Annotated in this window: 8 protein-coding genes; 7 read left to right on the plus strand and 1 reads right to left on the minus strand. The window is 47.0% G+C overall.

Annotated features, from left to right (window positions below; translation table 11 throughout):
* Positions 1-336: 336 nt before the first annotated feature.
* The 5 genes from LMJ53_RS11445 to LMJ53_RS11465 all read left to right on the plus strand — a co-directional run bounded on the left by LMJ53_RS11445 (position 337) and on the right by LMJ53_RS11465 (position 8,185).
* A complete protein-coding gene (locus LMJ53_RS11445) occupies positions 337-3,294 on the plus strand; it encodes a TonB-dependent receptor (protein WP_229586178.1) in 2,958 nt (985 codons plus the stop codon).
* 61 nt (positions 3,295-3,355) lie between these two features.
* Positions 3,356-4,963 carry a tryptophan halogenase family protein gene (locus LMJ53_RS11450; RefSeq protein WP_229586179.1) on the plus strand — a complete coding sequence of 536 codons (1,608 nt, stop codon included), beginning with the start codon at positions 3,356-3,358 and terminating at the stop codon, positions 4,961-4,963.
* A gap of 10 nt (positions 4,964-4,973) precedes the next feature.
* The gene (locus LMJ53_RS11455) at positions 4,974-5,681 is read left to right on the plus strand and encodes a SapC family protein (RefSeq protein WP_229586180.1); all 708 of its coding nucleotides are present in this window, start codon (positions 4,974-4,976) and stop codon (positions 5,679-5,681) included.
* Between the two features lies 1 nt (position 5,682).
* On the plus strand, positions 5,683-6,681 hold the full coding sequence (locus tag LMJ53_RS11460; protein ID WP_229586181.1) for a cupin-like domain-containing protein: 999 nt from the start codon (positions 5,683-5,685) through the stop codon (positions 6,679-6,681).
* 13 nt (positions 6,682-6,694) lie between these two features.
* A complete protein-coding gene (locus LMJ53_RS11465) occupies positions 6,695-8,185 on the plus strand; it encodes a tryptophan halogenase family protein (protein ID WP_229586182.1) in 1,491 nt (496 codons plus the stop codon).
* 56 nt (positions 8,186-8,241) lie between these two features.
* On the opposite strand, the gene LMJ53_RS11470 is transcribed toward LMJ53_RS11465, so the two are convergent.
* A complete protein-coding gene (locus tag LMJ53_RS11470; protein WP_229586183.1) occupies positions 8,242-9,207 on the minus strand; it encodes a glycoside hydrolase family 16 protein in 966 nt (321 codons plus the stop codon).
* A gap of 263 nt (positions 9,208-9,470) precedes the next feature.
* Between LMJ53_RS11470 and LMJ53_RS11475 the strand changes: the two genes are divergently transcribed.
* Together LMJ53_RS11475 and LMJ53_RS11480 are read left to right on the plus strand one after the other, a co-directional pair.
* Complete coding sequence (locus tag LMJ53_RS11475; RefSeq protein ID WP_229586184.1) at positions 9,471-10,802, plus strand: GH1 family beta-glucosidase; 1,332 nt, start codon at positions 9,471-9,473, stop codon at positions 10,800-10,802.
* Between the two features lie 26 nt (positions 10,803-10,828).
* Entirely contained in the window at positions 10,829-12,154 is a 1,326-nt protein-coding gene (locus LMJ53_RS11480) for a glycoside-pentoside-hexuronide (GPH):cation symporter (RefSeq protein ID WP_229586185.1), read from the plus strand.
* Positions 12,155-12,187 lie beyond the last annotated feature (33 nt).

Genomic DNA, 12,187 nt, shown 5'->3' on the forward strand with positions numbered 1-12,187 from the left:
AATTTTTTATTGCAATGCAGCCATTGCCGCAAAGTTAACCGTGATCTGCTAAAGCCCAAGCGATCCCCAACAACACACTGCACAATAATGGCGCACCAATACTGCCTAAGTACGCCACTTTCCGCTAAAGCAACGCCAATACTCACCTTTCAATGCACCTTAAGTGCACTTTAGTTGCCACACTTTTGTGCATCTTTTTGCTGGTCTGTCTTGACGTAGAAATATTAATCAACTAAGTTGTGTAAGCGCTTACATTTTTGTGCCTGCAAATGTCATTAAAATGTAAGCGAAGCATATAATAAAATGGCAAAAATACAGGAAACACGGGAGAAAGGTATGAATCAAACACGTTTCAAGCTGTCGCGCATAGCGATGAGTTTGTCACTGATCACAGGCGCCGGCATGATGGCACCTGGTTTCGCGCAAGAAGCCGCTGCGGACGAAAACAGTGATATAGAAATAATTCAAGTTTCAGGCATTCGTGGCAGTTTAGTTAAGTCGATGGATGTGAAACGAAGCTCTGTGGGCGTGGTTGATGCCATCTCTGCAGAAGATATTGGTAAATTTCCAGACACTAACCTTGCAGAATCACTGCAACGGATCACCGGTGTGGCGATTGACCGTTCAAACGGTGAAGGTAGCCGTGTTACAGTGCGCGGTTTTGGGCCAGACTTTAACCTCGTTATGTTAAACGGCCGGCAAATGCCAGCATCATCGCTGGAAGCAACGTCAGCATCATCTTCTCGTTCGTTCGATTTTGCCAATATCGCCTCTGAAGGTATTGCTGGCGTTGAAGTGTATAAAACAGGCCGAGCCAGTATCGCTACTGGTGGTATGGGCTCAACCATTAATATTTTAACGACCAAGCCATTAAATGCCCCCGGCGAGAAAGCCAGCTTTGGTATTAAAGGTGTAATGGATCAATCTACTGATGAAGGCGCCAGCATTACGCCGGAGTTATCAGGTTTATATAGCAACACTTTCGATGACGATAAGTTTGGTGTGGCCATCAGCGGCTCATACCAACAGCGTGATAGTGGTAATAAGCAAGCTAATAGCGGTGGTTGGCGTACCTTCCCTGGTACGGTAAATGGTTTTGACTGGGATGGTGGTAATGCGGATTGGGGTGGTTTGATCCCAGCTGGCGCAAATGCCCATCAAAATTACCCGGCAGCAGATTCAATCTATTCAGTACCGCAAAGTTTAGGTTTTGCCTTCCATGAAGTGGAAAGAACCCGTACTAATGGCCAATTGGTTTTACAATATCAACCCATTGAAGCCGTTAGAACAACTTTAGATTTCACTTATTCAAAAAACGAAGTATCAGATCGTTACAATGACGTGTCTGCTTGGTTTAACTTCGGCCCTTCGTCAGGTGTGTGGAGCGATGGCCCAGTAGCAGCACCCATCGTTTACTCAGAAGCCTTTGATGCGCCGGGCGATTTAGCCATGGGTGGCGGTCAATTCTCTACCGTTAATGAAAACAAATCTTTGGGTTTCAACACCAATTGGCAAGTAAATGATAACTTGAAATTAGAGTTAGATTTTCATAGCTCGTCAGCCGATTCGAGCCCCAATAGCCCCTTTGGTAGCAACAACGTTATTGGTATGGCGACTTTCGTACGTACTCTAACTACCGCACGTTTTGACACCGACTTACCCACTTTAACCATTGGTTATCCCGCTGGCTTTACTGGTATTCGCGGTGAAGATATGCGCGTGACCGGTAGCTCATTCCGCAATAGCCAAATGCGCAGTGACATCGACCAACTGCAACTTCGCGGTAACTACACCTTTGACGATGGCATCTTAAACAGCATCGACTTCGGTGTAACAAGCTCTGAAACCAAAAACCGTTCAGCGTTTTCTAACGTGCAGCAGGATAACTGGGGTGGTTTAGGTGCAGCGGGTGATATCGACCCGTCAGTGTTCAAGCTTGACCAGTTAGGCGATAACTTCAACGCTTCTACCAGCAGCGATATGTTAAAAGAGTTCTTCCGTTGGGACTTTAATACCATTCGTCAAATTGCCAATGATAAATACGGTGCTTTAGGTGCAGTAGGTGATTGCGGTACGTCGTTCTGTGCATCATCTAACATGACCACGGACCGCCGCACTACGGAAGAGCAAAAAGCCGCCTATGTACAGCTTAATTTCTCCGGTGAAATTGGCGAGCGGTTTTATGGTTTAACCGCAGGTGTACGTTATGAGAAAACCGATGTCACCTCAAGTGCCTTAGTACCCGTTTACAGTGGTATTGCTTGGGCGGGTGATAACGAGTTCAACCTGATCAGCACTGGCGAGAGCGACTTTACTGAATTAAAAGGTGATTACACAAACGTACTGCCAAATGTCGATTTTAACATTGAAGTCGTTGAGGACGTGATTTTCCGTACTTCGGTCAGTAAAACATTAGCCCGCCCAAGTTATGCTGATATTCAAGGTGGACAGACCATTAACGCCTTGGTGCGGATTGATGGTGGTACGGGTGCTCGTGGTAACCCTGACCTAGACCCGTTTGAGTCCACCAACCTAGATTTATCTTTAGAGTGGTACTACGGTGAAGGCAGTTATATGGCGGTAGGCTACTTCACCAAAAAAGCCAAGAACTTTATTGGTCGCACGACAGTAGAAGAACAAACCTTTAGCTTACCGCATCCAGCGCAAGGCCCACGTTATGCTGAAGCCGTTGCTGCAGTTGGCAATAATGCTACAGCGATTCGTAACTACATCAGAACCAATTACCCTGATACGGTTGATGCAAACGGCTTTATCTTAGGTGTGCCAGGTGATACCGCAGCAACCTTTGATATCATCATACCGGTTAACCAAGATGATGCGAATTTAGACGGTTGGGAATTGGCGGTACAGCACTTGTTTGGCGAGACGGGCTTTGGTGTGATTGCCAACGCGACTTTTGTTGATGGTGACTTTAACTATGACAATTTCAGTCGTGGCGAGCAATTTGCGTTGCTCGGTATGAGTGACACCTACAACGTCGTCGGTTTTTACGATAAAGATGGTTTCCAAGCGCGTATTGCCTATAACTGGCGCGATAAGTTCCTTGCCTCCACGGTGAATACTTTAGGTTTGCAAAACCCTATTTACGTTGAAGCTTATGGACAGTGGGATGCGAGTGCCAGCTATGATTATACCGAGAACTTAACGTTCTTTATTGAAGCCATTAACTTAACTGACGAGTCGGTACGTTCTCATGAACGTAATACACTGCAATTAGTGAATTATACTGAAACAGGTCGTCGTTTTGCCATCGGTGCGCGTTATTCGTTCTAAGATGTTGTTGTCCTGAAATAAGTAGCCATCGTAAGATGGCTACTTTTTACAAGAAGTAGTTATGATGCAAGCAAACGAGTTACTCGCAACGGATAAACCAGCAACCACTGAAAATAAACAGCCTTTTGTTAAAGGGCAGGTGGATGTTGTGGTTGTCGGTGGTGGTAGTGCGGGTTGGCTTACTGCCGCTATTTTAGCTGCAGATCATCAAACAGACCCACATGTAAATATCAGTTTGATCGAGTCTGCCTCTGTGCCCACCATTGGTGTTGGCGAGGGGACTTGGCCTTCAATGCGCGCGACATTAGCGCGAATTGGAATTTCTGAAACAGAATTTATTCTCAGCTGCGATGCCAGCTTTAAACAAGGCAGTGTGTTTCGCCAATGGCGTAGCTCATCGCCACAAGATTGTTATTACCATCCTTTTACGCCGCCAGTAGCGGCCAATGAGCTAGATATTGCTGACTTTTGGTTTAGTCATCATCAGCAAGTCGAGTTTGCCGCTGCCGTATCTAGCCAGCCTGCCGTGATTGCTGCGGGTTTAGCCCCCAAACGCATCGCGACTCCAGAATATGCCTTCTTACAAAATTATGGCTATCACCTCAATGCGGCAAAGTTTGTTGCCTTACTAAGCCAGCATGCCAAACGGCTTGGGGTGCAGCATATTGTGGATGATGTTGTTGCCGTGCAAAGCCACACAGATGGCCGAGTGGCGGCGTTACAAACTGCTGAGCATGGTGCTTTAACCGGTGATCTATTTGTGGACTGCTCGGGGTTACAGAGTTTACTTATCGGCCAGCATTATCAAACCCCCCTGGTCAGTGTGCAAAACTGTTTGTTAAACGACAGTGCCTTGGCAGTGCAAGTGCCTTACGACGATGAACGCACGCCAATTGCCTCTGCAACCTTGGCCACTGCCCAATCACAAGGTTGGGTATGGGATATCGGCTTACCGACCCGTCGCGGTGTCGGTTTTGTGCATCACAGTGGTCATACCGGCGAGGATCAGGCGGTCAGCACGCTTGCGCAGTACCTGCAATTATCAGAGCAGGCATTTACAGCCCGCTACCAGCCGAGGCTTATTCGGTTTACGCCGGGCTATCGCCAACAGTTTTGGCGGCACAATTGTGTGGCAGTCGGCATGGCGGCAGGCTTTATTGAACCGCTGGAAGCGTCTGCCTTGGTGATGGTTGAGTTATCAGCCAAGTTTATTAGCGAGCAATTGCCACGCAGTTTGGCACAACAGGCCGTGATCGCTGAGCGCTTTAATCAAACCTTTAGCTATCGTTGGCAACAAATCGTCGAGTTTTTAAAGTTGCATTATGTGTTGTCAACACGTGATGATAGCGATTATTGGCTGGCCCAGCGTGCCGACAACTCGATACCTTCGTCACTGCAAGAAAAGTTGATGATGTGGCAACAATTTGTGCCAAGTCGTTATGATTTACCGATGGCTGAAGAATTGTTTCCGGCTGCCAGTTACCAGTATATTTTGTATGGCATGCGACATTTACCTAGTAGTGAGCGGCCAATAAAGGCAAGCTTAGGATTACGTGCTAACCAAGCGTTTGCCGAAGTACAACAAAAAACACAACAACTCAGGGCGGGCTTGGTCAGTAATCGCGAATTATTAAACCAAATTAAAGCTCATGGCTTACAAAAGATTTAAAGGGGAGCCGATGGCTACTATCGAATTACTCAATAACGTTGACCATCTTGGTGTGAAAATCCTTACTGAGCGCAGCCTAGAGCTTGGCGATAACAAAATGTTTTGTTTGAGTTTTCCAGCTGAATTCCGCGCTGCCCAAGCCTATTACCCCGTCTTATTTTATAAAGACGGCCAAAGCGGCCAATTTATGCCGGTGTTACTGCTCGGTTTTCAATCGGGTGAAAACCTATTTTTGCAGCAGCAAGGATGGCAAGCGGGTTATGTGCCGCTAGATATCCTTCGTGAGCCTTTTACCATTGGCCTGCAACAGGGTGAGCGCGTGATCAATATCGATACCTCACATCCGAGAGTCAATAGCGCTTCGGGTGAGCCGTTGTTTTTAGAGTTTGGTGGTCAAACGTCTTATTTGCAGCAAGTGGCGGCACAATTAGAGACTTTGCATCATGGCGTTACCGACGCTAAGGCCTTTACGCAGCAACTATTGGCACTGGAGTTGATTGAGTCTTTTGTACTGGATGTTACGTTAAATAATGGCCAGCAGCACAGTTTGCATGGTTTCTATACGATTAACGAGCCACGGTTAGCGCAACTGAGCGGCGAGCAATTGTTGCAGTTACAGCAGGCGGGATACTTAGAGGCCATTTACATGATGCTGGCTTCGCAAGCACAGTTTGCGCGGTTGATTGGTTTTAAGAATCAGCTGTTGGCAAGCAACTAAGATGTGGCCTGCAGCGCAACCGGTAGCAAGCTTAACCGGCGTAACCGCGGATAGCATCAGCAGTGATGTACTGAATAGCGCTATACCGCTGCACTTGCCTGATTTTGCTGCGCACTGGCCTGCAGTTTGTGCGGCTAAACAAGGGCAGCCCGCCATTAATGATTATTTGCTCAGCCACTATAGTGGTGAACCACTGACTGCTTATATTAGCGAAGCGAGTAGTGGTGGCCGAGTATTTTACAATACTAATTTTAGTGGTTTTAACTTTCAGCCGGTAAATGCCAAACTTGGGCAATTGTTAGCGGCATCACAGGATAAAGCGCACTGGTATGTTGGTGCTACTTTGGTACCGCGTTGGTTTCCGCAGTGGTTGCAACAACAACACGTGCCGGCGTTGGCGCAACAGGGCAAAGATCCGCTGGTCAGCTTATGGATTGGCAATCAAAGTCGTGTAGCGGCACACTCTGATCTTCCGCAAAATTTGGCGGTGGTAGTGGCTGGGCGTCGACGTTTCACCTTGTTTCCACCTGAACAATTAGCCAATTTGTACATTGGCCCGCTGGATGTTTCGCCTGCAGGCCGAGCGATTAGTTTGGTCGATTTTACCAACCCCGATCTGACACAATTTCCCAAATTCGCCGAAGCGATGAAACATGCGCAAGTGGTAGAACTTGGTCCTGGTGATGCGCTCATTATTCCCAGTATGTGGTGGCATCATGTAGAAGCGCTAAGCTCGCTCAATGTACTGATGAATTTTTGGTGGCGCGACTGCCCTAGTTATTTGCCCAGCCCACAACTGGCATTGCAGCTGGCGATGCTGAGTATTAACACTTTACCGGCAGAGCAAAAGGCGGCATGGCGTGCACACTTTGAGCATTATGTGTTTGGTGAAGGACAAATTGCGCATATTCCTGAACATTTACGTGGTTTGCAAGGTTCATTAACTGAGCCTGTGGCACGGCAAGTGCGTGCTGAACTGTTAAATAAACTTAACCGATAACAACGAGGTCCAAATGCAGTCGCAAGCAATTAAACGCGTGGTGATTGCCGGTGGTGGAACCGCTGGTTGGATGGCGGCTGCCGCTATCGCCAAGTTAATGGGTAAACATTTTGAAATTTGTTTAGTCGAGAGTGAAGATATCGGTACTGTGGGGGTGGGAGAAGCGACCATACCCCCGTTATTGACGCTGCATAAGCTACTGGGTATCAACGAAGCAGAATTTATGGCTGCCACCCAAGCCACTTTTAAACTGGGTATTCAATTTGAAAACTGGCGCGATCAAGGCCAAGACTACATTCACTCCTTTGGAACCACTGGCCAAGATTGCTGGGCGGCGGGCTTTCAGCATTTCTGGTTAAAAGGTCAGCAAATCGGCTTAGCCAGTGATTATGGCGATTATTGCCCGGAGTTATTGGCGTCAAAAGCGGCAAAGTTTGCGCATTTACCGAATCGTTCCCTAAATTACGCTTTTCACTTCGATGCCGGTTTATATGCAAAGTTTTTACGGACTATGGCTGAGAAACATGGTGCAACGCGGATTGAAGGTAAAATTGCTAAAGTTGAAACCTGTGAGCAAAGTGGCAATATTACAGCGTTACAGATGACGAACGGTGAGCGCATTGCTGGCGATTTATTTATTGATTGTACGGGCTTTCGCGCACTGTTAATTGAGCAAACTTTACATACCGGCTTTGATGATTGGAGCCACTGGTTGCCTTGCGACTCAGCGATTGCGGTACAAACTCGCGCAACGCGTGAGCCGGTGCCTTATACCCGTTCTATCGCTCACGGTGCTGGCTGGCAGTGGCAAATACCGCTGCAACATCGTGTCGGTAATGGTTTAGTGTATTGCAGTAAGTATTATTCAGATGATGAGGCAAAAGCGTTGTTGCTGGCCAATGTCAGTGGTGAGTTACTGACAGAACCTCGACTGATCAAATTCAAAACCGGCATGCGCCGTAAGCACTGGAATAAAAATTGTATCGCCTTGGGTTTGGCCAGTGGTTTTCTTGAGCCGCTAGAGTCGACCAGTATTCACTTGGTTCAACGCAGTATCGTGCGTTTGTTACAAATGTTCCCAGTTAATGGCGTCAGCCAAGCAGATGTTGATGAGTTTAATCAGCAAACTGAACATGAAGTGCTGAATATTCGTGATTTTATTATTTTGCACTACTATGTGACGGCGCGGCGCGACACGGCATTTTGGCGTCACTGTCAAAGCATGCCTATTCCTGAATCCCTTGCCCATCGTATTCGTTTGTTCAAAGAAACGGGCCGAGTATTTAAAGTGCCGAACGAGTTATTTGGTGAGAACTCATGGACGCAAGTGATGTTGGGCCAAGGTTTGCTGCCAGAACACTATCATCCGATAGTGGATCAAATGAGTGAAGAGGAACTGAGTCATTTCCTCAACCAAATCAAAGTGCAAAATCAGCGGTTAGTGGCGCAATTACCCAGTCATCAGACGTTTTTACAAAGCTATTGCCCCGCGATGAGTAAATAACGCTAATCTTAAAAAAAGCCGCTACAGTCGTCTGTAGCGGCTTTTTGTTTTGTTAATCAAAGTTTTTGATAAACCCTGACAAAATCAACCTGCATGCTTTGTGGGAATATGCCAGCGTCGATACCTTTTTCATTAACGTTGCCAGCCCAATTGCCGCCCACCGCTAAATTTAACAGAAGATGAAAACGCTGATCAAAGGGTGCATGCTCACCTATGCCGGGCATAATTTGTGCGGCATCGGTAAACCAATCGGCACTGGTGCGGGTGGCATAATGCACACCATTCATGTACCAGCGGATCTCTCCCTCTTCCCATTCAATGCTGTAGGTATTAAAGCCGTCAGTGGGGCTGGCGCCTGCCGGTAGTTTGTAGCTTTCTCCAGAATAGGTATTGTTCGGCGCGCGTTTGCCATAATGTAAAGTGCCGTGGATGCGTCGCTCTGGCTCACCCATTGCCGCATTTTCTTCATCTGATTGGGTGCCGAGATTGACCGCTTCCATAATGTCAATTTCGCCTGATAACGGCCAGGCACCATAAACGTTATCGGTGGGTAGCATCCAAATCGCCGGCCAACTGCCTTGACCGCCGGGTAATTTGGCGCTGACGTCGATGCGGCCATAACGCCAGTCACCTTGGCCTTTGCTGCGAATGCGGCCAGATGTGTAAGGTAAGGTGCGTTGTCGCTTAGGATCAAAGTTCGCGGCATCTTCAACAATATCTGGGCCGGAGAAGTTTTCTGCTCGCGCGATGAGGTGTAACAGGCCATCTTTTACCATGATGTTTTCTGGTCGGTCGGTATAGCATTGTTGCTCATCATTACCGCCGCCCCAGCAATTTTGCTCTGGGGTCCATTTGCTTCGATCGAGCTGTTTACCCTCAAATTCATCATGCCAGACTAATTGCCAACCCGCCGGGGCTGCAAAATCGATGTTGGCCGATGGCGTGCTGGGTTCGGGTAGCTGATTGCAAGCGACTAACGCCAACGTGCTACTAATAGCCAGTAAAGGTAAATTAAAACGCATTATTGCCTCCTAGGTATCCAGTGTTCACCTGGGGTTGTTTTTAAATAAAAGTCTAACTAAAAAGCTTGCTGTACTGATATACGGTACAATCAGTGATGTGACTCTTTATGCCGTTAAGCGCTTTTGTGTATTATATTTGACGACAGTGTCTAGGCCGTCTAGTATGATGTAAGCGCTTTCATATATAGCATAATACCGTGCTGCAAGTAACTACTTTGTATTGTTGCAGCGACTTTCAGCTTTAGCGAACCTTGGCAGAACTGATGAAGATAACTCTAGAAAAAACCTCTCCTTTATTGCAGCCTAACTTTGTTTTTGGCGTAGCAACCTCTTCTTTTCAGATAGAAGGTGCGGCTGATAGTCGTGAGCCGTGCATCTGGGATACCTTCTGTGATACGCCGGGTCGGATCAAAGATAATTCCGACGGCAAAGTGGCTTGTGATCATGTTGCTCGTTGGCGTGATGATATTGAGCTGATTGCCGGTTTAGGCGTTGATGCCTATCGGTTCTCGATTGCTTGGGGGCGGGTGATTAACCGTGATGGCAGTATTAACGAAGCGGGCTTAGCTTTTTATCAGCAGTTACTTGATGCGTTGCAAGCCAAAAATATTAAGGCTTTCGTGACACTTTATCATTGGGATTTACCGCAATATCTTGAAGATCACGGTGGTTGGTTAAACCGGAATACCGCTTATAAATTTGCCGAGTATACCGATATCGTAACAAAGGCTTTTGGAGATAAGGTGTACTCTTATGCCACGCTAAATGAGCCGTTTTGTAGTGCCTATCTCAGTTATGAAGCGGGGATCCACGCACCAGGGTTTCAAAATCGGCAACAAGGTCGACAAGCCGCCCATCATTTGTTGTTAGCGCATGGGTTAGCCATGCGCGTACTGCGGAAAAATGCTCCACATGCTAAAAATGGCATTGTGCTTAATTTTAGCCCGTGTCACCCGGCTTCTAACAGTGCAGCCGATGTGCGTGCGGCCGAGATGGCGGATCAGTATCATAATCAGTGGTATCTGCAACCGCTACTCGAAGGCTGTTACCCTCCTTTGTTAGCAGAGTTAGCCGCAAATGAACAGCCACTACTGGTTGACGGTGATATGGCGATTATTGCTGAACCAATAGATTTCCTCGGCGTAAACTACTACACCCGCACTGTCTATCGGGCCAATGAAAAAGGCTGGTTCAGTGATGTGCCACCAACAACACCGCCATTAACGGATATGGGCTGGGAAATATATCCAAAAGGCTTAACTGAAATTCTGCTGGCGTTGCACCAACGTTATACGTTGCCGCCCATTTACATTACTGAAAATGGGGCCGCCATGCCGGATACTTTGCTGCAAGATAAAGTCGCCGATCAGCATCGGGTAGATTATTTTCAGCAACACTTACAAGCTACGGAAGATGCTATCAAGGCTGGTGTTGATATACAGGGTTATTTCGCCTGGAGCTTGATGGACAATTTTGAATGGGCTGAAGGCTATGCGAAACGCTTTGGTATTGTTTATGTTGATTATGTTACGCAACAACGTACCTTAAAGAATAGTGCCATAGCGTTACGTGACGTGTTCGCTAACCGGCGTTAACTCAGGGTCTGTTTGCAGGAGCGGTTATGCTGAGTAAAAAAGAAAAAATAGCCTACGGCCTAGGTGACACGGCCAGTAACATCATTTTTCAAACAGTGATGTTATTTCTAACGTTTTTTTACACCGATATTTTCGGTATTTCGCCCGCTATCGTCGGCAGTATGTTTTTGTTAGTGCGGATCATTGATGCCGTGACCGATCCGTTAATGGGCGCACTGGCCGATAACACTAAAAGTCGACATGGTAAATATCGGCCTTACTTACTTTGGCTGGCGTTGCCTTTCGCCTTCTGTAGTGTTTTAGCTTTTACCACCCCAGATTTTTCTGAAAGCGGTAAAGTCTGGTATGCCTTTGCCACTTATACCTTGCTGATGCTGGCCTATACCGCGATTAACATTCCGTACTCAGCCCTGGGTGGCGTATTAACGGCCGATCCAAATGAGCGCGTTTCGGTGCAAACGTATCGTTTTATCTTTGGTATGTTAGGCGGGTTGTTAGTGACCGCCTGTACCTTACCCTTGGTAGAATACTTTGGTCAGGGCGATCAGGCGCGTGGCTATCAGTGGACCATCGCCGCCATGAGCCTGTTAGGTATGATATTGTTTTTACTCTGTTTTGCCGGTACTCGTGAACGAGTTCACGCGCCAGCGAATCAAACAATAACATTACGCAGTGGCATGTCGACTTTATGGCAAAACGATCAGTGGCGTATTTTATGTGTTGCTGCGCTATTTTTGTTAACCGGTATGGTGTTGCGTAATACTCTGGCGATTTATTACGTAAAATATTTTTTAGGTCGAGACGATCTGGTCACCTCCTTTGTGACGCTGGGTATGATCGGCAATATCGCCGGTGTGGCAATGGCGCAATGGTTATCCACTAAAGTGGATAAAGTAAAAGCCTATATTGGCTTGCAACTTATTTCAGCCGTGATTTGTGTGCTGGGTTTCTTTATCAGCCCCGAGCAAGTAAAAATGGCGTTTGCCCTGCACTTTTTCTGGAGTTTCTTCCTGCAAATGGCTACGCCGTTATTATGGGCAAAAATGGCCGATACAGTTGATTATGGTCATTACAAAACAGGCATTCGAGTGACCGGCTTGGTGTATTCCTCTATCGTATTTTTTATTAAATTAGGTTTGGCGGTCGGTGGTGCTTTAGCGGGGTGGTTGTTAGCGTTTTACGGTTATCAAGCCAATCAGGTACAGTCTGCCGAAACGCTGAACGGCTTATTACTTAGCTTTACCTTCTGGCCAGCTGTTTGTTCGGTGTTAGTTGCCATCGTGATGACGCGCTATACCTTGTATAATGCCCGTGTACAGCAAATCGCCACTGATCTTGCTGCTCGACACTAGCGAGTGCTAAGCTAGCGAGGTTAAATTTTGGCT

Origin of the sequence: Rheinheimera sp. UJ51 (assembly GCF_020819615.1) — a bacterium.
GTDB classification, from domain to species: domain Bacteria; phylum Pseudomonadota; class Gammaproteobacteria; order Enterobacterales; family Alteromonadaceae; genus Alishewanella; species Alishewanella maricola.

What these genes read in the sequence shown, in the direction of transcription:
- LMJ53_RS11445 (WP_229586178.1), top strand. Translation starts at nt 337, where the DNA reads ATGAATCAAACACGTTTCAAGCTGTCGCGCATAGCGATGAGTTTGTCA.
- LMJ53_RS11450 (WP_229586179.1), top strand. Translation starts at nt 3,356, where the DNA reads ATGATGCAAGCAAACGAGTTACTCGCAACGGATAAACCAGCAACCACT.
- LMJ53_RS11455 (WP_229586180.1), top strand. Translation starts at nt 4,974, where the DNA reads ATGGCTACTATCGAATTACTCAATAACGTTGACCATCTTGGTGTGAAA.
- LMJ53_RS11460 (WP_229586181.1), top strand. Translation starts at nt 5,683, where the DNA reads ATGTGGCCTGCAGCGCAACCGGTAGCAAGCTTAACCGGCGTAACCGCG.
- LMJ53_RS11465 (WP_229586182.1), top strand. Translation starts at nt 6,695, where the DNA reads ATGCAGTCGCAAGCAATTAAACGCGTGGTGATTGCCGGTGGTGGAACC.
- LMJ53_RS11470 (WP_229586183.1), bottom strand. Translation starts at nt 9,207, where the DNA reads ATGCGTTTTAATTTACCTTTACTGGCTATTAGTAGCACGTTGGCGTTA.
- LMJ53_RS11475 (WP_229586184.1), top strand. Translation starts at nt 9,471, where the DNA reads ATGAAGATAACTCTAGAAAAAACCTCTCCTTTATTGCAGCCTAACTTT.
- LMJ53_RS11480 (WP_229586185.1), top strand. Translation starts at nt 10,829, where the DNA reads ATGCTGAGTAAAAAAGAAAAAATAGCCTACGGCCTAGGTGACACGGCC.